21 protein-coding genes are annotated in these 20,832 nt (G+C 74.9%); 10 read left to right on the top strand and 11 right to left on the bottom strand.

The window, feature by feature from the left end:
• Positions 1-5: 5 nt before the first annotated feature.
• The 3 genes from rsfS to NBH00_RS13595 are packed head-to-tail and all read right to left on the bottom strand — an operon-like array spanning position 6 to position 2,319.
• A complete protein-coding gene (rsfS, locus tag NBH00_RS13605) occupies positions 6-413 on the bottom strand; it encodes a ribosome silencing factor (RefSeq protein WP_254569135.1) in 408 nt (135 codons plus the stop codon).
• A gap of 1 nt (position 414) precedes the next feature.
• Positions 415-1,017, bottom strand: a complete 603-nt coding sequence (nadD, locus tag NBH00_RS13600) for a nicotinate-nucleotide adenylyltransferase (protein ID WP_254569134.1) — start codon at positions 1,015-1,017, stop codon at positions 415-417.
• A gap of 27 nt (positions 1,018-1,044) precedes the next feature.
• Positions 1,045-2,319: a glutamate-5-semialdehyde dehydrogenase gene (locus NBH00_RS13595; protein ID WP_254569133.1), complete on the bottom strand. Its 1,275-nt coding sequence runs from the start codon at positions 2,317-2,319 to the stop codon at positions 1,045-1,047.
• Between the two features lie 200 nt (positions 2,320-2,519).
• Here NBH00_RS13595 and NBH00_RS13590 point away from each other — a divergent pair, with 200 nt between their 5' ends.
• The 7 genes from NBH00_RS13590 to NBH00_RS13560 all read left to right on the top strand — a co-directional run bounded on the left by NBH00_RS13590 (position 2,520) and on the right by NBH00_RS13560 (position 9,204).
• Positions 2,520-3,065 carry a cupredoxin domain-containing protein gene (locus NBH00_RS13590; RefSeq protein WP_254569132.1) on the top strand — a complete coding sequence of 182 codons (546 nt, stop codon included), beginning with the start codon at positions 2,520-2,522 and terminating at the stop codon, positions 3,063-3,065.
• Positions 3,066-3,075: 10 nt separating this feature from the next.
• Complete coding sequence (locus NBH00_RS13585) at positions 3,076-3,942, top strand: cupredoxin domain-containing protein (RefSeq protein WP_254569131.1); 867 nt, start codon at positions 3,076-3,078, stop codon at positions 3,940-3,942.
• A 180-nt stretch (positions 3,943-4,122) separates the two neighbouring features.
• Positions 4,123-4,830 (top strand): hypothetical protein, encoded by a 708-nt coding sequence (locus tag NBH00_RS13580; protein ID WP_254569130.1) that lies wholly within the window; start codon positions 4,123-4,125, stop codon positions 4,828-4,830.
• A 2-nt stretch (positions 4,831-4,832) separates the two neighbouring features.
• Positions 4,833-5,861, top strand: coding sequence for a hypothetical protein (locus NBH00_RS13575; RefSeq protein ID WP_254569129.1), 1,029 nt, complete (start codon positions 4,833-4,835; stop codon positions 5,859-5,861).
• 10 nt (positions 5,862-5,871) lie between these two features.
• Positions 5,872-6,825: an FAD:protein FMN transferase gene (locus tag NBH00_RS13570; RefSeq protein WP_254569128.1), complete on the top strand. Its 954-nt coding sequence runs from the start codon at positions 5,872-5,874 to the stop codon at positions 6,823-6,825.
• A 94-nt stretch (positions 6,826-6,919) separates the two neighbouring features.
• Positions 6,920-7,648, top strand: a complete 729-nt coding sequence (locus NBH00_RS13565) for a hypothetical protein (protein WP_254569127.1) — start codon at positions 6,920-6,922, stop codon at positions 7,646-7,648.
• Between the two features lie 110 nt (positions 7,649-7,758).
• Positions 7,759-9,204 (top strand): RNA polymerase sigma factor, encoded by a 1,446-nt coding sequence (locus NBH00_RS13560; RefSeq protein WP_254569126.1) that lies wholly within the window; start codon positions 7,759-7,761, stop codon positions 9,202-9,204.
• A gap of 11 nt (positions 9,205-9,215) precedes the next feature.
• Here NBH00_RS13560 and proB read toward each other — a convergent pair whose 3' ends face one another.
• Together proB and obgE are read right to left on the bottom strand one after the other, a co-directional pair.
• Positions 9,216-10,310, bottom strand: a complete 1,095-nt coding sequence (gene proB / locus NBH00_RS13555) for a glutamate 5-kinase (protein WP_254569125.1) — start codon at positions 10,308-10,310, stop codon at positions 9,216-9,218.
• Between the two features lie 13 nt (positions 10,311-10,323).
• Positions 10,324-11,688, bottom strand: coding sequence for a GTPase ObgE (gene obgE, locus NBH00_RS13550; RefSeq protein WP_254569124.1), 1,365 nt, complete (start codon positions 11,686-11,688; stop codon positions 10,324-10,326).
• Between the two features lie 49 nt (positions 11,689-11,737).
• Here obgE and NBH00_RS13545 point away from each other — a divergent pair, with 49 nt between their 5' ends.
• The 3 genes from NBH00_RS13545 to lepB all read left to right on the top strand — a co-directional run bounded on the left by NBH00_RS13545 (position 11,738) and on the right by lepB (position 16,843).
• Positions 11,738-12,436, top strand: a complete 699-nt coding sequence (locus NBH00_RS13545) for an SDR family oxidoreductase (protein ID WP_254569123.1) — start codon at positions 11,738-11,740, stop codon at positions 12,434-12,436.
• A 103-nt stretch (positions 12,437-12,539) separates the two neighbouring features.
• The gene (locus NBH00_RS13540; protein ID WP_254569122.1) at positions 12,540-16,199 is read left to right on the top strand and encodes an amino acid permease; all 3,660 of its coding nucleotides are present in this window, start codon (positions 12,540-12,542) and stop codon (positions 16,197-16,199) included.
• A 26-nt stretch (positions 16,200-16,225) separates the two neighbouring features.
• The gene (gene lepB / locus NBH00_RS13535) at positions 16,226-16,843 is read left to right on the top strand and encodes a signal peptidase I (RefSeq protein WP_254569121.1); all 618 of its coding nucleotides are present in this window, start codon (positions 16,226-16,228) and stop codon (positions 16,841-16,843) included.
• Positions 16,844-17,068: 225 nt separating this feature from the next.
• Here lepB and NBH00_RS13530 read toward each other — a convergent pair whose 3' ends face one another.
• The 6 genes from NBH00_RS13530 to NBH00_RS13505 are packed head-to-tail and all read right to left on the bottom strand — an operon-like array spanning position 17,069 to position 20,805.
• Positions 17,069-17,512 carry a cupredoxin domain-containing protein gene (locus NBH00_RS13530; protein ID WP_254569120.1) on the bottom strand — a complete coding sequence of 148 codons (444 nt, stop codon included), beginning with the start codon at positions 17,510-17,512 and terminating at the stop codon, positions 17,069-17,071.
• 32 nt (positions 17,513-17,544) lie between these two features.
• Positions 17,545-17,853, bottom strand: coding sequence for a hypothetical protein (locus NBH00_RS13525; protein WP_254569119.1), 309 nt, complete (start codon positions 17,851-17,853; stop codon positions 17,545-17,547).
• Between the two features lie 38 nt (positions 17,854-17,891).
• On the bottom strand, positions 17,892-18,293 hold the full coding sequence (locus NBH00_RS13520) for a hypothetical protein (protein ID WP_254569118.1): 402 nt from the start codon (positions 18,291-18,293) through the stop codon (positions 17,892-17,894).
• Between the two features lie 5 nt (positions 18,294-18,298).
• The gene (gene rpmA, locus NBH00_RS13515) at positions 18,299-18,562 is read right to left on the bottom strand and encodes a 50S ribosomal protein L27 (RefSeq protein WP_254569117.1); all 264 of its coding nucleotides are present in this window, start codon (positions 18,560-18,562) and stop codon (positions 18,299-18,301) included.
• Positions 18,563-18,569: 7 nt separating this feature from the next.
• Positions 18,570-18,881 (bottom strand): 50S ribosomal protein L21, encoded by a 312-nt coding sequence (gene rplU, locus NBH00_RS13510; protein ID WP_254569116.1) that lies wholly within the window; start codon positions 18,879-18,881, stop codon positions 18,570-18,572.
• 7 nt (positions 18,882-18,888) lie between these two features.
• Positions 18,889-20,805, bottom strand: coding sequence for an Rne/Rng family ribonuclease (locus tag NBH00_RS13505; protein WP_254569115.1), 1,917 nt, complete (start codon positions 20,803-20,805; stop codon positions 18,889-18,891).
• Positions 20,806-20,832 lie beyond the last annotated feature (27 nt).

Genomic DNA, 20,832 nt, shown 5'->3' with positions numbered 1-20,832 from the left:
CGAGCCTATCCGGCGTCGAGCGGCGCTGCGGAGCCGGGGTCAAGCACCGAGGAGGCGACGGGCGCCGGGAGGTCGAGCGTGATCCGCTCCACGTCGCCCCAGAGCTGCTCGAGCCGGTAGAACTCGCGCGTCTCCGGGGTGAAGACGTGGACGACGACGTCGAGGTAGTCGAGCAGGACCCAGGTGGACTCGCCGGTGCCCTCGACGCGGCGCGGCAGGATGCCGTGCTCCTTCTTCATGCCCTCGTTGATGCCGTCGTGGATCGCCTTCACCTGGCGCTCGGTGTTGCCGGTGCAGATGACGAAGACGTCCGTGTAGCCGGCGACGCCGCGCAGGTCGAGCGCGATCGGGTCGATGGCCTTCTTGTCGGCGGCGAAGGCGGCGATCGCCTGGGTGAGCTCCTCGGGATTCACGTCACAGACGGTACAGGCCGTGGGCGTCGACGTACGCGGCGACCTCGGCCGGGACGAGGTGGCGGATCGGGCGGCCGGCGGCGATCCGCTGCCGGATGTCCGAGCTCGAGACGTCGATCCGGGGCATCGCGAAGAACCGCACGGAGCCCTCCGGCGGGTCGAGCTCGCGCAGCCGCTCGGCGATGTCCTCCCGGTGCACGCCGGCGCGCTCGGCGACGGCGAGCGTCGCGAGGCGGAGCAGCTCGCCGGGCTCCCTCCAGGTCGGGAGGGAGTGCGCCATGTCCCCGCCGACGATGAAGGTCAGCTCGTCGTCGGGCCGTGCGGCGGTGAGCGCCCGGAGCGTCTGGACCGTGTAGGACGGACCGGGCCGCTCGACCTCGAAGGTGCTCACGGCCAGGCGCGGGTCGCCGGCCACCGCGAGCCGGCACAGCTCCGCCCGGACGTCGGCGCCGGGGTCGTGCGCCAGCTCCTTGTGCGGCGGCGTGTGGACCGGCATGAGCAGGACGCGGTCGAGCCCGAGCTGGTCGTGCGCCTCCTGCGCCATGACGAGGTGGCCGATGTGCGGCGGGTTGAACGTCCCGCCGAGGATCCCGATCCGGGCCATCGCGCTGGGTCCGGGCGCCGGGGGCCGCTAGGACCGCACGTGCCCGTCGCCGCGGACGACGTACTTCGTCGTGCAGAGCTCGCGCAGGCCGATCGGGCCGCGCGCATGGAGCTTCTGCGTCGAGTTGCCGATCTCGGCGCCCATGCCGAACTCGCCGCCGTCGGTGAAGCGGGTGGAGGCGTTGACGTAGACGCAGGCGGCGTCGACGGCCCGCTCGAACAGGCGCGCGGCGGCGACGTCGCCGGTCACGATGGCCTCCGAGTGGCCGGAGCCGTGCCGGTTGATGTGCGCGACCGCCTCGGCGACGGAGTCGACGACGCCGACGGCGAGCGTGAGCTCGAGGAACTCGGTGTCCCAGTCCTCGTCGGCCGCGTCGAGCAGGTCGGCGGCGACGGCGGCGCCCGCGAGCGTGCGGGTGCGGCCGTCGACGCGCAGCTCGACGCCGGCGTCGCGGAGCGCTGCGAGGGCCCGCGGCAGGAAGGCGGGCGCGGCGTCCGCGTGGACGAGCAGCGTCTCCGCGGCGTTGCAGACGCCGGGCCGCTGCGTCTTCGCGTTGAGGACGATCGCGAGCGCGGCATCGAGGTCCGCCGTCGCGTCGACGTACACGTGGCAGTTGCCGGAGGCGGCGAAGATGACGGGCACGGTGGCGACGCCCTTCAGCGCGTTCTTCAGCCCCTCGCCGCCGCGCGGGATGATGAGGTCGACGACGCCGGTCTGCGTCGCGAGCTCGGCGAGCTCCTCGCGGCCGCCGCCCGCGACGAGCGAGATCGCGCCGTCGGGGACGCCCACGGCCGTCGCGGCCTCGCCGGCGATCGTCGCGAGGACCGCGTTGGAGCGGGCCGCGGACGAGGAGCCGCGCAGGACGATCGCGTTGCCGGACTTCAGGCAGAGGGCGGCGGCGTCGATCGTGACGTTCGGCCGGGCCTCGTAGACGACCGCGACGACGCCGAGCGGGACGCGGACCTTCGTGAGGTCCAGGCCGTTCGGCAGGCGCTCGCCGCCCACGACTTCCCCGACCGGGTCGGCGAGCGCGGCGATGTCCCGCACCTGGCCGGCGATCGCGGCGATGCGGGCCTCGGTGAGCTGCAGGCGGTCGAGCAGCGCGGTCGTGAGCCCGGCCTCCCGGCCCGCCTCCATGTCCCGCGCGTTCGCGTCGAGGATCTCGGGCGTCCGGTCGACGAGCGCGGCGGCGATCGCCTCCAGCGCCGCATCCTTGACGGTCGACGGGACCGCCGCCAGCTCGCGGGCCGCAGCCTGGGCGCGGAGGCAGGTGTCGGTGACGGACGCGGCGGTCGTGGCCATGCCGCCAAGGGTACCCACCGCACCGGTGCGCGCGAGGGCTTCCGCAGGCCCCGCGCACGGCCCGGCCGGGCACGTCACTCACCTGACACAAGAAGGTTGATCTCAGACGTGTCCCCCGTTAGACCTGCAAGTGGACCGGAGCGGGGGGTTCAGTCCAGGCAACGAGAGGCGCCGCGCTGCGGCGCAGGGAGGACACGGGGATGTTCCATCGCAGGCTCATCGCGACGCTCGCAGGGGTGAGCGTCCTGGGGATGGCGGGCGGGGCAATGGCCGCCGGCAGCGCCACCGCCCCCTCCACCGTCACGATCAAGCAGTCCACGTCGGTGAAGTTCGTGAAGAACCGCTACGTCCAGGACGGCCTTCGCTGGGACAAGGACGTCTACCGGGTGAGGTCCGGCGGGACGCTGCACATCGTGAACACCGTCGCGACCGAAGGGCCGCACACGTTCACCGTCGTGAAGAAGACCGACTACCCCAAGTCGTTCAACTGCCGGATCTGCGACAAGCTCGGCAAGGCGCACGGCGCCGACCCGAACAGCAACGCGCCGCCGAAGTTCCAGTTCCTGGAGAACGGCGTCGGGCAGAACATGCCGCCGAACGTCGACCGCCCGGGCGACTCGGGCGTGACGGGCGCCGGCAAGAAGGGGGAGCACATCGACCTGAAGGTCACGGCGAAGGCCGGGACGACGCTCTACTTCATGTGCATCATCCATCCGTGGATGCAGGCCGAGGTGCAGGTCAGGTAGGCCGGGGCGCATGCGGCGACCGCGCCTGACGCGGGCCCTGGCGGTCGCCGGGATCCTCGCCGTGCCCGGCGCCGCCGGCGCGACGGAGACGGGGCCGGCGGCGCCCGCGTCGCCGACCGGGGTGAACATCCAGTTCGCGGCGTTCGGCCCGAGCCCCGTGGACGTCCTCCCGGGCGAGACCGTCACCTGGGAGAACGTGAGCGAACGGACGCACACCGTCACCGCGGACGACGGGACCTTCGCCTCCGACGAGCTCCCGCCGGGGGCGACCTTCGCGCGGCGCTTCGACGCGCTCGGGCCGGCGCCGTACCACTGCTCGATCCACGCCGGGATGACCGGCGAGGTCGACGTGCGCGCGGTGTCGCTCGATCCGCTCCCGGTGGCGGCGATCCCCGCCGGGAGCACCGTCGAGTTCAGCGGGCGGACGGCGGACCCTGCGCAGCCGGTGCGCGTGCAGCGCATCGCCGCCGCCGGTCCGCTGACGGTCGCGACGGCGACGCCTGGCCCGGACGGGCACTGGCGCGTCGCGGCGGCGGTGACGGCCGCGGGCGACTACCTCGCCGCCGGCCCGGGCGGCGCCAGCGAGCGCCGCCCCCTCGCCGTCACGAGCCGCCGGGTCGAGGTCCGCGCCACGCGACGGGGGGTCGCGGTCACCGTCGTGCCGTCCCTCCCCTACGGCCGCGTGACTCTCCAGGTCCGCAGCCGCGAGCACTTCGGCTGGTGGCCGACGCGCACGACGCAGCTCGACTACGTCTCGGAGGCGACGTTCGCGGCGCGGGCGGGCAGCCGTGTACGCGTCGTCCTCGTCGGCCGGGACGGCTGGACGCCGCTGGCGACGAGCCGCGTCGTCACCGTCGGGGGCCGGCGGGCTCGCTGACCCACGCGGCGCCGACGCGGGCGGCGTCTGGTCCGGAACACGTCACGGCGGCACGAGAGCGCACGCCGCTCCCGGGCCCACCTGGACGAACGTATGAGTGCGCGGACCGTCACGAATCGGCGCCGGCGGCGCTCTCTCCCGGCGACGGTCCGACAGGGGACCCCCACCGAGGAGCACGACGTGCCACACCCCACCCCACCCCCGCTCACGCGCGCCGAGCTGCGCGCCGCCCGCCTCAAGCGCCTGCGCCGCCGCAGCGCTGCGTCGTCCGCCGCGGTCTTCGGCCTCGCCTGGGCCGTCGTCGTCGGGCAGTACGCCACGGGCCACGACCCGGTGCTCGGGCGTATCGCCGCCGCGCAGGGCGCCGCGGTCGCCGAGGCGGCGCCCACCGCCCGCCCGTCCACGGCCGCGGCCACCGGCCACCACGCGAGGACGCGCCGCGGGCACCACCGTCACGCGACGCGGGCCCGCGCCGCCGGTGCCCGTGCCACCCGCCCGCGGACCGCCCATCACCGTCGGGCGGGAGCCGCCGCGCACACCGCCGCCGGCCCGGGCGGCACGGGGACGACCTCGACCGGCGCCACGCGCGCGTCCTCGCCCTCGTCCTCGCCGTCGGGCGCGTCGCCCGCCGCCCACCGCACCACCACGCACGCCGCCGCGCCGAGCGCGCCGGCGCACACCGCCCCCGCCCCGAAGGCCGCGCCCGCGCCCGCCCCGAAGGCGGCCCCCGCCGCCGCGCCCGCGGCCGCCCCGGCCCCCAAGGCGGCCCCGGCCCCCGCGCCCGCCCCCGTCGCGGCGCCCGCCCCCGCCCCGGCGCCGGTCGCCGCCCCGGCGCCCGCGCCGGCTCCCACCCCCACCCCCGTCCAGACCCACCAGTCAGGAGGCTGACCATGGTCGCTGCACACACCCACCTGTTCTGGCTCACGAGCCGCGCGGCCGGCATCGGCTCGCTCGTCCTCGCCAGCCTCTCCGTCGGCTTCGGCCTCCTCATGGGCGGCCGCATGGTCACCGGCGGCGGAAAGGCCGGCGAGCTGCGCGTCGTCCACGAGGCGCTCTCGCTGGCGACCCTCATCGGCATCGTCGTCCACGGCGGCTCGCTGCTCTTCGACGCGTGGCTGCACCCGAGCGTCCTCGACGTCACCGTGCCGTTCGTCGGCGTCTACCGGCCCTTCTGGAACGGCATCGGGATCGTCGGCGGCTGGATGCTCGTCGCGCTCGGGCTCGGGTACTACGTCCGGGCCCGGATCGGGACCGCGCGCTGGAAGCGCCTGCACCGCCTGACGGCCGTCGGCTGGCTGCTCGGGCTCGGGCATGCGCTCGGCGCCGGCACGGACGCCGGGCAGCCGTGGTTCCTCGCGATGCTCGCGCTCACCGCCGCGCCGGCGCTCGTCCTCCTCGTGCTGCGGACGACGGGCACCCCGCTGCCCCGCCGCCCGCGTCGCGCGGTGACGTCGCCGCCCGTCGCGGTCGCCCGGCCCGCGGCGCGCGCCGCGGTGCCGGCCCCGCGGTCGCGCCCCCTGACGCTGCCCGCGCGGACGGCGCGCACGCCCACGACGACGCCCGCCGGTGCGCTCGGCGTCGCCGGCCTCCTCCGCGAAGGGCACGGCGGCGCGCTCGTGCTGTGCGGTGCCCTCGACGATCCCGACCCGGCGGTCGCCGCGGCGCGCGCCGTGACGCGTGCCGGGGACGGCCTCGTCCCGGACGTCGCGTCGCTGCCGTGCTTCCTGTCCCGCGTCGCGCGGCGCGCGCCGGCCGGCGCGCCGCTGCACGTCTACGTGTCGCGGGACATGGCCGCGCGGGCCCAGGCCCGGGTCGCCGGCCGTGACCGGTGGGTCGTGCACGTCGCCCCGGACCAGGCCGAGTGGCTCGCCGTCACGGCCGCCCTGCCGATCTGTCCGGCGGAGGTCGTGCCCGCCTAGGCTTGCGCCCGTGGAGCACGCGCGCACCTTCCGCTGCTTCGGCGGCGCCGTCACGGTCCTCGTCGGCGGTGCCGCCCCGGACGGGACGACCGCCGAGGCGGCCGCCGCCGCGGCCGAGGCGCTGCTGCTCGAGGTGAACGACCGCCTCACCCGCTTCGACCCGGCGAGTGAGCTCTCGCGGCTCAACGCGGACCCGAGGCCGGCCGTGCCCGCGTCGGCCACCGTGCGGCGCCTCGCCGCCGCGGTCCGCACGGCCGGAGTGCTCACCGGCGGACTCGTCGACGCGACGCTGCTGACCGAGCTCGAGCAGGCCGGCTACGAGCGCTCGCGGGAGGGTGCCGCCGGCCTCGCGGCGGCGCCGGACGCGTTCACCGGCCCCGCGAGGCCGGCGCGGGCCGCACGCTGGCGCGACGTGCGGGCGGACGATGTCGCCGGGACGGTCGTCCGTCCGCCCGGCGTCCGGCTCGACGCCGGCGGCCTCGGGAAGGGCCTCGCCGCGGACCTCGCCGGCGAGCTCCTCGCCGCCCACCCGCTGTACTGCGTCGCCTGCGAGGGCGACCTGCGCATCGGCGGGACGGCGGGGGTCCCGCGGCCGGTGACCGTGACCCACCCGGTCGGCCGCGAGGTCCTCGCCGCACTCGACGTCGTCGACGGCGGCGTCGCGACGAGCGGCGTCCACGTGCGCAGCTGGACCGGGGCCGACGGGCGCCCGGCCCATCACCTCATCGACCCCCGGACCGGCCGGCCCGCCCACACCGGGCTCGTCCAGGTGACGGCCCTCGCGCCGACGGGCCTGGAGGCCGAGATCCGGGCCAAGGCCGCACTGCTCGCCGGCCCTGACGACGCCGGGCCGCACCTGCCGCACGGGGGCGTGCTGCTGCATGCCGACGGCCGGGTCGAGCGGCTCGCCCCGCCTGAGCCGCCACCGCCACGGGCGTCGATGCCGGGGCGGACGAACGTATGAGCCGCCCCGACCGTCACGAATCGCCCGCTGCGCCCCTCTCTCCCTGCGACCGACCTTCACGTAGGCCACTCACACCCCAGGGAGAACCACGACCATGCCCCAGCTCCACCGCCGTGTCGTCGCCGCCGCTGCCGTCGCCTCCGCCTTCGCGCTCGGCGGCACGGGCGCCGCCGTCGCGTCCGCCGCGGCCGACGCCCCTGCGACCTATCCGTCCGCGCCGACCGCCCCGACCGCCCCCACCGCGCCCGGCACGATGCCCGGCCACGCGATGTTCGGCGGTCTGTTCCACGCGCTGTTCGACGTCTTCGGCGCCGTGCGCGCCCAGGCGCCCGCGATCGCCGCGCCGGTCATCTCCGACGCCGTGACGGCCGGGACGATCACCCCGACCGAGGGCGACCAGCTCACCGCGATGTTCGCGAGCCTCGGCACGCCGCCCGCCGCCCCCACGGGCACGGGCACGCGCACGGACTCCCCCGCGACGCCCTCGCGCCCGTCGTTCAGCGCCGGCCAGCGGACCGTGCTGCACGCCGTCGCCGACGCGATCCGCACGCAGCTCGTCACGATCGCGACGCCCGTCCTCGACGCCGACGTCACCGCCGGGACGATCACCGCCCAGCAGGAGACGATGATCCTCGGCGTCCTCGCCCGCGTCGCCGCGCCGCACACCGCGCCGGCGATCGCCCCGGCCGCCCCGGCGTCCGCTCCCGCCGACCCCGCCGCGGCGCTCCAGCGGGCCGTGACGCCCAAGGTCGTCGCGAAGGCGCTGAAGGCCCACCGCCACGCGGGCCACAAGAGCACGCGCAAGGCGGCCGCCCACCGCTGACCGCCACGGCATCGGCGGGCTCCGGCGCGCTCAAGCGCCGGGGCCCGCCTGCCGATGGGTTCCCTACCAGGCGGGGGCCTCGGCGTGTCCCCGGCGTCCCCCCGAGCGCGATGACCCCCATCCTCACCCCGGCGATCTCGACGGTCCTGCTCCGCACCCAGAGCGACGAGAAGCTCGTCGCCCTCGTCGCCGCGGGCCACGAGCGCGCGTTCGAGGCCCTCTGCGACCGCCACCGCCCCGCCCTCGCCCGGTCGCTGCGCCGGATCATGCCGCCGTCGCGCGTCGACGACGCGCTGCAGCAGACGTTCCTCAGCGCCTGGACCGCACTCGCGGGAGGCACGGAGGTCCGCGCCGTCGTCCCGTGGCTGCACCGGATCGCCCGCAACGCCGCCTCGACGGCGCTCGCCCGCCCCGGCTACGACCACGCCGAGCTCGAGGAGGCGCTGCACCTCACGCCCGGGCCCGAGGAGGACCTCGAGCGCCGCGACGTCGTCCGCCGCACGCTCCGCGGCGTCGCCGCGCTGCCCGAGCGCCAGCGCGAGGCGCTCCTCGCCGTCGCCGTCGAGGGCCGCCCGCACGCCCAGGTCGCCGCCGAGCTCGGGATGACCGAGCCCGCCGTGCGCCAGCTCGTCCGCCGCGCCCGGACGTCCCTCCGCACCGCCGTCGGCGCGATCGTCCCGACGCCCCTCATCTCCTGGGCCCTCACCGCGGGCGGCCACGTCGCCACCGCGGACGGCGTGGCGGGCGCCGCGATCGGCGCCGGCGGGACGAGCGTCGTCGCGACCGCGCTGAAGATCGGTGCCGTCGTCGCAGCGGTCTCCACGCCGGTCGTCCACCACGCGGTCACCACCGGCGGCCATCACGCCCCGGCGCGGCCCGCGGTCGCGATGATCGCCGCGGGCTCCGCCGGCGCACGCGCCCTGCCCGCCGGCGCCTCGCCGGCTGCCACCGCCGCCGCGCGCGCGGCCGCGCACCTGCGCGCCGCCACGGGCTCGGCCTCCACGCCCGGCGCCGGCGTGACCGCCGCGGGGGCGCCGCCTTCCCGCCTCCCCTCTCGCGCCCGCGCGCACCTCCCCGCCGGCAGCACCGGACCGGTCACGCTCCCCGCCGCCGCGGCGCTCCCGGCGACGATGCCGCACCCGGCGCCCGCCGCGCTCCCCGTCCACGCCGCCCTCCCGGCCACCGCGAGCCGCCAGCACCTCACGATGGCCCAGTGGCTCACGCTGCTCGCGATGCAGCAGCGCGCGCGCCGCACGACGGGGACGACGACCGCGCCCACCTCCTCCCCGTACGGCTCCCCGAGCGGCCGCCGGCGCCCGGACGGCGACCGCTGGCCGACGGGCGGCGGCACCACGACGACGACGACGACGTCGTCGACGACGTCGGCCCCCGCCCCCGCGCCGAGCCCGGCGACGACGACGGGCACGGCGACGACGGACACGCCGGCGACGACGACCGGGACGAGCACGACGACGAGTACGACGAGCACGACCGCGTCCCCGGCGTCGACGACGACCACCCCGCGGGCCGCACCGCCCGCGCCCGCCGCGCCCTGAGCGCGCGCCGCTCAGGCGAGGACGAAGTAGTCCCGGTGCACGGCCTCGTCGGAGGCGCGCGGCAGCACCTCGCGGACCCGCGGGCTCTGCAGCCCGACGACCTGGCGCAGCTCGCCCGCGGTGTAGCTGCTGATCCCCTTGCCGATGACGACCGCGCCCTGGGCGACGTGGACGGCGTCCCCGGCGTCGAACTCGCCGCGGACGTCGGTGATGCCGACGGGCAGCAGCGAGGTCCCGCCCGTCTTCAGCGCCTTCGCGGCGCCGGCGTCGACGACGATTGTCCCCCGGGCGGGCTTCGCGTACTTCAGCCAGAGCTTGAAGGACGAATGGCGGGCCTCGGCGGGGGCGAACCGCGTGCCCTCCTCCGCTCCCGCCAGGACCGCGTCCAGTGCTCCGGGCCGGACGCCGTTCGCGACGACGGTGACGATACCGGCGGCGCTCGCCATCTCGGCCGCGACGACCTTCGAGCGCATGCCGCCGCTGCCGAGCGGTGAGGTCGAGTGCCCGATGTCGAGCCGGCTGAGCCCCTCGAAGTCGTGCACCTCGCGGACGAGCTGCGCGTCGGGGTCGAGCCGCGGGTCGGCGGTGTAGAGCCCGTCGATGTCGGTGAGGAGGATGAGGCGGTCGGCGCCGACGAGGACCGCGACCTGCGCCGCGAGGAAGTCGTTGTCCCCGAAGGAGATCTCGTCGGTCGTCGTCGTGTCGTTCTCGTTGATGACCGGCACGACGCCCCAGGCGAGCAGGCGCTCGAGCGTCGCCCGCGCGTTGAGGTAGTGCGTGCGCGCCATGAGGTCGAAGAACGTGAGGAGCACCTGCGCGCTCCTGACGCCCTCGGCGGCGAGCTGCTCGTCCCAGACCCGGAAGAGCTTGCCCTGCCCGACGGCGCTCGCGGCCTGCAGGTCCTCGATGACCGAGCTGCGGCCGGTGCGGCCCATGACCTGCATGCCGTGGGCGATGGCGCCCGAGGAGACGACGACGACGTCCTCGCCGGCGGCACGGCGCGCGGCGACCGCGGTGGCGATGCGAGCGATGACGTCGACGCGGGGATGCCCGGTCGGCTCGGCGACGGTGCTCGAGCCGAGCTTGATGACGGTGCGTGTGGCCATGCGCGTGCCTCCCTCAGGCGTCGAGCTCGAAGACGATGCCGGCGATCTCGAGGTCGTCGCCGGGCTCCCAGCCCGCCTCGTCGAGGGCGCGCAGCACGCCCATCTTCTGCAGGCGGTGCTCGACGTGCGCCATCGCGTCCTCGTTCTCGATGTCGTGCCGGGCGATGAGCCGCTCGACGTCGGGGCCGACGACGCGCCACAGGCCCTCCTCGTCGCCCTGCTCGACCTCCCAGCCCTTGCGCACCCGCGGCCGGAAGGTCTGGTGCGCGGGCAGCGCGTCGAGCTCGTCGCCCGTCGGGGCGCTGCCGCCCGCGGCGATGCCGGCGGCCTCGCCGGGCTCGAGCAGCGGGACACGGCGGAAGAGCGCGAGGGTCAGCTCGTCGAGGCCGAGGCCGGTCGCGGCCGACGTGACGAGCACCGGGGTCGCGGCGAACGGGTCCTCCGGCTCCCACTCCTCGCGCGGCGGGACGTCGGCGTCGAAGCGGGCCTGCCAGCGCGCGCGGGCCTCCTCGGCCTTCTCGGGGCTCACGAGGTCGGCCTTGGAGAGGACGAGGATCCGCGGCAGCGCGGCGAGGCGCGGGTCGTGGAGCACGAGCTCGTGCTCGATCGTGCGGTAGTTGTCCTCGGGGTCGGAGCCGTCGAGCGGCTCGAGGTCGAGGACGTGGACGAGCAGCCGGGTGCGCTCGACGTGGGCGAGGAACTCGTGGCCGAGGCCGTGGCCCTCCGACGCGCCCTCGATGAGCCCCGGGATGTCGGCGAGGATGAGCTGGCGCTCGGCGCCGTCGAGCGTCCCGAGGATCGGCTCGAGCGTCGTGAACGGATAGCCGGCGATCTTCGGCGCCGCCCGCGTGAGCCGCGAGAGGAGCGAGGACTTGCCGGCGTTCGGGACGCCCACGAGGCCGACGTCCGCGAGGAGCTTCAGCCGCAGGTCGACCCAGCCCTCCTCACCCGGGAGGCCGCGCTCCGCGAAGCGCGGCGCCTGGCGCGTGGACGAGACGAAGCAGCGGTTGCCGCGGCCGCCCGAGCCGCCCCGGGCGATGACGACGCGGCGGCCGGGGACGATGAGGTCGTGGACCGTGCCCTCGAGATCGGTGATCTCGGTGCCGGGCGGGACCGGCACGAGCAGCGTCTCGCCGCTGGCGCCGTGGCGCTGGGCGCCCTCGCCGTGGCGCCCGCGGGTGCCCTTGTAGTGCGCGCGGCGCTTGAAGGACTGCAGGTCGCGGACCGAGTCGTCGCACACGAAGACGACGTCGGCCCCGTGGCCGCCGTCACCCCCGTCGGGGCCGCCCATGGGCACGTGGGCCTCACGGCGGAAGCTCATGCATCCGTCGCCGCCCCCACCACCCTGCACGAAGATCCTGGCCTTGTCGTAGAGCATTGCTCCTCCCCATGGTCGCACGCTCGGGCGCGCGGCTAGCCTCACCCGCATGTCCTCCACCCCGCAGAAGGTCTTCCTCATCACCGGCGCGAGCACCGGCATCGGCGCCGCGACCGCCCGCCACGCCGTCGACGCCGGCCACCGCGTCGTCCTCGCCGCCCGTTCCACCGACAAGCTCGAGGCCCTCGCCGCCGAGCTCGGCGGGGCCGACCACGCGCTCGCCGTCGCCTGCGACGTCACCGAGTGGGACCAGGTCGAGGCGCTCGTGAAGACGACCGTCGACACGTTCGGCCGCCTCGACATCGCCTTCGCGAACGCCGGCTTCGGCGCGAGCCGGGGCTTCCTCAACGAGTCGCCCGAGCACTGGAAGGCGATGGTCCTCACGAACGTCTACGGCGCTGCGCTCACGATCCGCGCGACGATCCCCCAGCTCACCGAGACGAAGGGGCACCTGCTCCTCACCGGCTCGGTCGCCGGCCGCCGGGCGCTGCCGGGGTCGCTGTACTCGGCGACGAAGTGGGCGGTCACGGCGATGGGCGAGTCCGCCCGCCAGGAGCTGAACGACACCGGGGTCCGCGTGACCCTCATCGAGCCGGGCATGGTCGACACGCCGTTCTTCGACAACGGCGCCGGCGACGGCGCGCTGCACGCCGACGACATCGCCCGCGCGGTCATGTACGCGGTCGGGCAGCCGCCCCACGTCGACGTCAACGAGATCCTCATCCGCCCGACGGCGCAGGGGACGTAGACGCCGGGAACGCGGCCCGGGCGCCGTTCCGGGTTCAGTCGATTTCCGTCACACATTCGTCCAAGGCCTACATCGGCGGATCAAGCCCGCCGATATCGGGCTGGTGCAGCAGTCCGACGTGCCTCCCCCGCCCGCCGTGCCGCGGCGTCACCCGCGCACGCTCGGCTGGGCGGGGACCGTCGCGCTCGCGATGGGCGGCTCGAACCAGAGCCTCTTCCTCATCGGCGCCATCGTCGCGACGCAGGGCACCGCGGCGGTCCCGCTGCTCGTCGCCGGGCTCATCCTCAGCTGGATGGCCCTTCCGGGCTGGATCGAGCTCGTCCTCATATGGCCCGAGCGCGTCGGCGGCATCTCCGCGACCTGCGCGGAGGCCTTCCGCCCCTACTCGCCCGTCCTCGCGAACCTCACCGGGGTGTCGTACTGGTGGGGCTGGATCCCGACGTGCGGGCTCACCGCCCTGCTCAGCAGCGCCGCCCTCCACGACTGGTACCTGCCCGGCGTCCCGGTGAAGCTCCTCGCCGCCGCGATCGTCCTCACCTTCATGACGGTGAACCTCGTCGGCGTCCGCTGGGCCTCGCGCGTGGCGATCCCGATCGCCTGCGCCTCGGTGACCCTCGCGCTGCTGTCCGTCGCCGTCCCGGTCCTCGCCGGCCACGTCGACTGGACCCGGGCGACGAGCTTCCACCTCGACCTTCCCTTCCACGGCGTCTTCGGGATGGTCACGAGCGCGATGGCCGGGCTCTACCTCATCGGGTTCGCCGCCCCGGCCTTCGAGGCGGCCGCCTGCCACGTCGGGGAGACGCGGGACCCGTTCCGCACCGTCCCGAAGGCGATGTACCTCGCCGCCACCATCGCGACGCTCTACTTCGTCGCGATCCCCGTCGTCTGGCTCGGGGTCATCGGACGCGGCGGGCTGGAGGGCGAGCTCATGCACACGCTCGGCCCGACGTTCGCGCCCCTGCTCGCCGGCGGGGCGAAGGCCGCGGCGGTCTGGTTCATGGTGCTGAACATGTTCCACGGGTCGCTGCAGCCGCTCGCCGGCGCCGCCCGCACGATGTCGCAGCTCTCCGAGGACGGACTCCTCCCTCGCGCGTTCGCGCGGCGCAACCGGCACGACGCCCCCTGGGTCGCGACGGTCGTCACCGCCCTGCTCGCGATCGCGTTCCTCATGTCCGGCGACCCGCCGTGGGTCATCGCCGCCGCGAACTTCTGCTACCTCATCGGCATCGGCATGCCGTCGATCGCGGTGTGGCTCCTGCGCCGCAACGCACCACACATGCCGCGCCCCTACCGCGCGCCCCGCTGGACGGTCGGGATGGGCGCCGTCGCGGCCACCGTGTGGCTCGCGGCGACCCTGCTCGGGCTCCAGCAGTTCGGCCTGCCGACGGTCATCGCCTCGCTCGGGATGGCCTACTCGGGCTCGCTGCTCTACGCGTGGCGCCGCTACCACGACCATCGCGCCTCGCCCGCGGGCGACGAGCGCTCGTTCTTCAACTCGCTGCACTCCAAGCTCACCGGGGCGATGGTCGGCGTGATGGTCCTCGACGGTGTGGGCTACCTCCTCGCCGTGCACCACGTGGACGCCACGAGCGACCCGGCGCTCGTCGCCGTCCTCGAGGACATCTTCGTCGCCGTCGCGATCCTCACCGTCAGCGTCGGGCTCGTCCTTCCGGGCATGATCGCCCACGCCGTCTCGCAGGTCGCCGACGCCGCCGGGCACCTCGCCCGGGGGCCGGTCGCCGACCTCACGCGGGCCATGGGCGCCCTCTCCCGCGGCGACATGGAGGCGGCCAAGGCGAGCACCGAGATCATCACGATCGACGTGCGCAGCGGCGACGAGGTCGGGCACATGGCCGACTCGTTCAACGAGATGCAGCGGGAGGTGGCGGCGGCCGCCGTCGCTCTCGGCGACGCCCGCGAAGGGCTCCGCGCGAGCCGGCGCGCGGCGGAGCGCGGCACCGAGCGCCAGGCGATCATCTCCGACCTCGGGCAGCAGGCCCTGGAGGGCCTGCCGGTCGACGAGCTCATGGGCGTCGCGATCGCCGCGGCCGCCCGGGCCCTCGACGGCTGCGCCGGCCTGGTCACCCAGATCGAGCCCCACGGGGAGGCCGCCCGCGTCCGCGGCGGCCACGGGTTCTCCGAGGAGCTCCTGCACCACCGGCTCCCGCACCACCCGGACGTCGCGCAGCGCCTCTCCCAGGGGGATCCCCTGACCGTCGCCGACTGGTCCATCGCCGGGCGCGACGGCATGCCCGCCGCGCTGACCGATCCGCGGCTGCGGGCCTGGGCGAGCGTCCCGATCGCCGGTCCCGGCGGCGCCTACGGATGGATCTGCCTGTTCTGGGACGAGGTCCACACGGCCACCACCGACGAGCTCGATTTCCTGCGCACGATCTCGCACCTGCTCGCCAACGCGATCGACCGCGACCGCGCCGCCCAGGAGATCCGCCACCAGGCGCTGCACGACCCGCTCACCGGCCTGCCCAACCGGGTCCTCTTCGTCGACCGCCTCGGCCTCGCGCTCGCGCAGTGCGCCCGCCGGGGCAACGCGGTCGCGGTGCTGTTCCTCGACCTCGACCACTTCAAGTTCATCAACGACTCGCTCGGCCACTCCGCGGGCGACGACCTGCTCCAGGCGCTGGCCACCCGCCTGGCGACCACGCTGCGCCCCGGCGACACGGTCGCCCGCTTCGGCGGCGACGAGTTCGTCATCATCTGCGACGACCTGAGGGACGCGGGCCAGGCCGAGCACATCGCCCTGCGGACGATCGAGGCGCTCGACCGGCCGTTTGTCGTCAACGGCGCCGACCACGTCGTCACCGCGTCGATCGGCATCGCGCTCGCCGTCGGGGAGTACCGCCTCGCCGAGGACATGGTCCGCGAGGCCGACGCCGCGATGTACCGCGCGAAGGAGCGGGGCCGCGGCCGCTACGAGCTCTTCGACGAGCTCATGCGGGCCAAGGCGCTCTTCCGCCTGCGGACGGAGAACGAGCTGCGCTCCGCGCTCGGCGCCGACGAGCTGCGCGTCCATTACCAGCCGCTCATCGACCTCGAGGACGGCCACATCCACGGCGTCGAGGCGCTCGTGCGCTGGGAGCACCCGACCCGCGGCCTCCTCGGCCCCGCCGAGTTCATCCCCGTCGCCGAGGACGGTGGGCTCATCGGCCCGCTCGGCGCCTGGGTCCTGCACGAGGTCTGCACCCAGGCCGCGACGTGGCAGGCGGCGCGCCCGGAGGGCCGGCCGCTCGCGATCGCCGTCAACCTGTCGGCGCGGCAGCTCATGGACCCCTCGACGGTCGACACCGTCGCGCTCGCGATCGCCCGCTCCGGCATCGACCCGTCGTCCCTCTTCCTCGAGATCACCGAGAGCGTCCTCATGGACGATCCGGAGGCGAGCGCGCAGACGCTGGAGCGGCTCAAGGGCCTCGGCGTCTCGATCTCCCTGGACGACTTCGGCACCGGCTACTCGTCGCTCGCCTACCTGCGCCGGTACCCGATCGACGTCATCAAGGTCGACCGTGAGTTCGTCCCCCGCATCGCGGAGACCGGCCCCGACGCCGCGATCTTCCAGGCCGTGCTGTCGATGGGCCAGAGCCTCGGGATCGCGGTCGTGGCCGAGGGCGTGGAGACGCCGGAGCAGGAGCTCGCGCTGCGCGCGCTCGGCTGCCGTCTCGCGCAGGGGTTCCTCTACGCGCACCCGATGCCGGCCGAGGCGATCGACCGGATCCTCGCCGGCCCGGCGGACTCCATCCTGCGCCTCTGACGGGGCCGACCGCCTACGATGGCCCGATGCCCGAGGCCCCGGCCCGTAGCCGCCACGCGCAGCTGTTCGAGTTCGTCCTGATCGTCGCCCTCGCCGTCGGCCTCGCCCTCTCGGTCCAGGCCTACGCGGTGAAGCCGTACCGGATCCCGAGCGAGTCGATGCTGCCGACGCTCAAGGTCGGCGACCGGGTCCTCGTCAACCGCCTGTCGCACCGGCTCGGCTCCGCCCCGAAGGTCGGTCAGGTCGTCGTCTTCACCCCGCCGGCGGGGGCCGAGGCGGTCCCGGCGCGCTGCGGGGTGCAGGACCGCAACGGCCGCGCCTGCCCGGCGCCGACCCCGCGGCGAGCCAGCACGACGTTCGTGAAGCGGGTCGTCGCCGTGGGCGGCGACCGCATCTCCATCCGCGGCGGGCACGTCATCCGCAACGGGGTGCGCGAGCGCGACGCCTACACGCTGCCGTGTCGGCCCGACGACGGGTGCGACTTCCCGCGGGCGATCACAATCCCCCGCGGCGACGTCTTCCTCATGGGCGACAACCGCGGCAACTCGGACGACAGCCGCTTCTGGGGCCCGATCCCGCGCGCCTGGGTCATCGGCCAGGCGTCGCTGCGCTACTGGCCGCTCGGGCGCCTCGGGACGCCCTAGCCGGCCCGCCACCCTCCGGCGTGCCGCCCACCACCCGCCGGCGTGCGGCCCGCCACCCTCCGGCGTGCGGCCCGCCACCCTCCGGCGTGCCGCCCACCACCCGCCGGCGTGCGGCCCTGTGGGGAATATGCCCCCACCAGACCGCACGGCGCGGCCCCTACCCGCCGGCGTGCGGCCTTGTGGGGGATATGCCCCCACCAGACCGCACGGCGCGGCTGCGGCGGGTCAGCCGGTGACGGTGAGCGTGCCCTGCATGCTCGCGGCGTGGAAGGTGCAGAGGTACTTGTAGACGCCGGGCTTCGTCGGGGTGAAGGTCGCCGACTGGCCCTGCTTGAGGTCCTTCGAGGTGAACTTCTCGGGATCGCCGTCCTTGAAGACGACGTTGTGGACGGTGGCGTCCTTGCTCGTCCAGGTGATCTTCGTGCCGGCCTTCACCGTCACCTGCGCGGGATCGATCGAGTAGTCCTTGTAGGTGATCGCCACCGCCCCGCCGGACGCGGCCGCCGGCGTCGAGGTCGCCGCGGCGGGCGTGGACGCGGCGGGCGTGGACGCGGCGGGCGTCGAACTGCTGCCCGACCCGCCGGAGGAGCCGCAGCCCGTCAGCAGGGCGAGGCCGGAGAGGCCGGCGAGGGCGAGCGTGCGGGAACCGGAGGCGGAGATCAGGGACATGTCTCCTTCTGCGGGCGCCGCCCCCTGGCGGATCAATCGCCGCGGCGCAGGCACGTCAGCGCGACCCAGCGGCCGGGTGTTCCCGACGGGGCGAGCGGGAAGGCGAGGTCGCCCGTGACGGCCCACAGGGTCCCCGGACCGGTCGGCCGGTCGCTCACGGCCCAGCCGGGCGGCCAGCCGGACACGTCGGTGGCCTCGAGCACGTCGAGGAGGACCCGCGCGACCGGGGCGATGCCGGCGGTGCGGATCGGCATGCGGCGGCGGAAGCGCTGGACGCAGTGGGCCGACGGCACGATCTCCCGGGCCTCGGGGTGATCGGTGCGGGCGACGCCGACGTACACGGGTGCTGCAGGCCGGCGGCCGGGCCGCCGGGCGCGGGTCAGGCCTCGAGGGGCGGCGCCGTCCGCCGGAGGACGCCGGCGATCGCGACGCTGACGGCGGCGGTGCCGCCGGCGAGGGCGACCGTCCCGGCCACGCCGCTCGACGGCAGCTCGTCGCGGGCGGCGACGGTCGCGAAGAGGTCGACGGAGTCGGCGACGGCGCAGGTCGCGACCCAGCGGGGCCCGACCTGCGGGTGGTTCAGCGTGTGGAGCGTGATCGCCCCGAGCAGCAGGTCGCGGATGCCGAGGCCGCGGACGGCGGCCTGGGTGCCGGCCGTGGCGGCGCTGCCGCCGAGCCAGCGGCGCGTCGTCTGCTCCGGCTTGGCGACGAGTGCGACCCCGAAGGCCACCCGGCCCGCGGCGATGAGTCGCGCGACGAGGAGGGCCCGGGATCGCGACACAGCTGCTACTCGGCGCTCTCGGCGGGGATGACGCTCACGACGCGGCCGCGGCGGTTCTCGACGAACGAGAGGGTGCCGGGCTCCTTCACGAAGAGCGTGTCGTCCTTGCCGATGCCGACGCCGGCGCCCGGCTTGAAGCGGGTGCCGCGCTGACGCACGATGATCTCGCCGCCGGTGACGATCTCACCGGCGAACTTCTTCACCCCGAGGCGCTGCGCGTTGGAGTCGCGACCGTTGCGGGAGGAGCCGAGGCCCTTCTTGTGTGCCATGTGTCAGTCAGCTCCCTGCGGTGATGGTGGTGATCTCGATACGGGTCAGCTCCTGGCGGTGACCCGTCTTGCGCTTGTAGCCGCGCTTCGGCTTGAACTTGAAGACCGTGAGCTTGGGGCCACGGAGATGCTCGACGACGGTGGCGCCGACCTTGACCTTCGCCAGCCCGTCCTTGTCGAACACGGTGGTGTCGCCGGAGAAGAGCAGCGGCTCGAGATCGACCGAGCCACCGGCCTCCACGGGCAGGCGCTCGACGAGGAGCTTCTGGCCGGGCTCGACGCGGTACTGCTTTCCACCGGTCTTGACGATCGCGTACATGTTCTGCTTACTCCGAGGAAGTGGGGTCAGGCGCCGCACTGGCCGCGGCAGCCGAACGGCGCCGTCCGCCTCTGCGGCCACGGCGCCGAGGCTTCGATTCTACGCCATCGGCCCCGGAGACGCGGTCCGGCGCCTCGATGACCTCGCCGTCCTCCCCCACGAGCACCGCCGACGCGGCCGTGCGGCCGGCGTCCTCGATGCGCACGAGGTGCTTCTGACCGACGAACGAGCCGCCCCCGACGACGCTGATGATGTACCCGTCGACCTTCGCCACGGCGTCGTCGACGTTGTACATGTGCGGCTCGACGATGTTGACGAGGACCTCGTCCCCGACGTCGAACGGGATCGCCTCCTCGGAGACCTCGTCCTTGGAGCCCTCGAGGACGACGTCGAAGTGGCCGAGCTTCAGCCCCTCGCTGCCGGTGAAGTGGAAGAGCTTGCCGGTCTCGTTCTCCAGCGCGTGCAGGACGCGGGCGCCGTGGCCGGTGAACTGGGCGCTGACGCCCGGGTGCACGCGGACGAGGAACGCCTCGACGTCGCGCGGGGCGCGCAGCGCGACCTCGCGGAGCTTGCGCTCGATGTCGATCGCGATCGTCTCCTCCGAGCGGATGACGCCCTCGCCGTCGCACGTCGGGCAGGTGCGGGACATGATCTCCCGCACGCCCTCGGTGACGTTCTGGCGCGTCATCTCGACGAGCCCGAGGCGCGAGATCTCCGCGGTGAAGGTCTTCGTGCGGTCCTCGTCGAGCGACTTGCGCAGCGTCTTCAGGACCGCATCGCGGTTGCGGGCGCGGGCCATGTCGATGAAGTCGATGACGATGATGCCGCCGATGTCGCGCAGGCGCAGCTGGTTGACGACCTCCTCGGCGGCCTCGAGGTTCGTCTTCGTGATGACGTCCTCCAGGCGGGCCTGCTTGCCGCGGCCGACGTAGGAGCCGGAGTTCACGTCGATGACCGTGCCGGCCTCGGCGTAGTCGATGAGCAGGTAGCCGCCGGACGGCAGGTCCACGCGCTTGGACATGAGGCCGTCGATGACCTCGTCGACGCCGGTCGTCTCGAACAGCGGCGTGGACTCCTGCCACAGCTCGACGCGCTCGACGAGCTCGGGGGCGGTCCGCGAGAAGAACGAGACGAGACGCTGGTACTGGCCCTCGTCGTCGACGATCGCCCGCTCGAAGTCGGCGGCGAAGATGTCGCGCACGACGCGGACGGAGAGGTCGGCCTCCTGGAAGACGAGGCCCGGCGCCGGCGTCGTGTCGACGCGCGACTGGAGGACCTCGTGGAGCTTGAAGAGGTACTGCAGCTCGCGCTCGAAGTCGGCGCGGGTCGCCCCGTGCGCGGCGGTGCGGACGATCGCGCCGCCACCGCCGAGGTCGAGGCCCTTGGCCTCCTTGCGCAGCCGCTCGCGCTCCTTGTCGTCGAGGCGCTTGGAGACGCCCACGCCCTCGCCGGTGGGCGTGTAGACCATGTAGCGGCCGGCGACCGTGAGGTCCATGCTCAGCCGCGCGCCCTTGGACTTCAGCGGGTCCTTGACGACCTGCACGACGATCTCCTGCCCCGGCTTGAGGAGGTCGGAGATCTTCTTGCCGCCGTCGTCGCGACCCCGGCCGCGGCGCACCGTCTCGACGCCCGGGAGGACGATCTCGTCGACGTGGAGGAAGCCGTTCTTGTCGAGCCCGATGTCGACGAACGCCGCCTCGAGCCCGGGCAGGACGTTGTCGACCTTGCCCTTGTAGATGTTGCCGACGATGGAGCGGTTGCCCCGGCGCTCGAAGTACAGCTCGGCGACGCGGTAGCCCTCCACGCGGTTCGTCGGCGGCTTGGCGCGGGCTCCGCGCCCGCCTCCGCGGCGACCGCCGCCGCCGTTCGCGGCCACCTCTCCGGTGGCCTCCAGCAGCGCGATCCGGGTCTCGGCCCGGTCCACGCTGACCAGCACTTGCTTTCTCAAGGC

Origin of the sequence: Paraconexibacter antarcticus, from assembly GCF_024220175.1 — a bacterium.
Lineage (GTDB): Bacteria > Actinomycetota > Thermoleophilia > Solirubrobacterales > Solirubrobacteraceae > Paraconexibacter > Paraconexibacter antarcticus.
This window is presented reverse-complemented; position numbering and strand designations above follow the sequence as displayed.

What these genes read in the sequence shown, in the direction of transcription:
- NBH00_RS13590 (WP_254569132.1), top strand. Translation starts at nt 2,520, where the DNA reads ATGTTCCATCGCAGGCTCATCGCGACGCTCGCAGGGGTGAGCGTCCTG.
- NBH00_RS13545 (WP_254569123.1), top strand. Translation starts at nt 11,738, where the DNA reads ATGTCCTCCACCCCGCAGAAGGTCTTCCTCATCACCGGCGCGAGCACC.
- NBH00_RS13575 (WP_254569129.1), top strand. Translation starts at nt 4,833, where the DNA reads ATGGTCGCTGCACACACCCACCTGTTCTGGCTCACGAGCCGCGCGGCC.
- lepB (WP_254569121.1), top strand. Translation starts at nt 16,226, where the DNA reads ATGCCCGAGGCCCCGGCCCGTAGCCGCCACGCGCAGCTGTTCGAGTTC.
- NBH00_RS13595 (WP_254569133.1), bottom strand. Translation starts at nt 2,319, where the DNA reads ATGGCCACGACCGCCGCGTCCGTCACCGACACCTGCCTCCGCGCCCAG.
- nadD (WP_254569134.1), bottom strand. Translation starts at nt 1,017, where the DNA reads ATGGCCCGGATCGGGATCCTCGGCGGGACGTTCAACCCGCCGCACATC.
- rpmA (WP_254569117.1), bottom strand. Translation starts at nt 18,562, where the DNA reads ATGGCACACAAGAAGGGCCTCGGCTCCTCCCGCAACGGTCGCGACTCC.
- NBH00_RS13565 (WP_254569127.1), top strand. Translation starts at nt 6,920, where the DNA reads ATGCCCCAGCTCCACCGCCGTGTCGTCGCCGCCGCTGCCGTCGCCTCC.
- NBH00_RS13530 (WP_254569120.1), bottom strand. Translation starts at nt 17,512, where the DNA reads ATGTCCCTGATCTCCGCCTCCGGTTCCCGCACGCTCGCCCTCGCCGGC.
- proB (WP_254569125.1), bottom strand. Translation starts at nt 10,310, where the DNA reads ATGGCCACACGCACCGTCATCAAGCTCGGCTCGAGCACCGTCGCCGAG.
- NBH00_RS13585 (WP_254569131.1), top strand. Translation starts at nt 3,076, where the DNA reads ATGCGGCGACCGCGCCTGACGCGGGCCCTGGCGGTCGCCGGGATCCTC.
- NBH00_RS13560 (WP_254569126.1), top strand. Translation starts at nt 7,759, where the DNA reads ATGACCCCCATCCTCACCCCGGCGATCTCGACGGTCCTGCTCCGCACC.
- obgE (WP_254569124.1), bottom strand. Translation starts at nt 11,688, where the DNA reads ATGCTCTACGACAAGGCCAGGATCTTCGTGCAGGGTGGTGGGGGCGGC.
- rplU (WP_254569116.1), bottom strand. Translation starts at nt 18,881, where the DNA reads ATGTACGCGATCGTCAAGACCGGTGGAAAGCAGTACCGCGTCGAGCCC.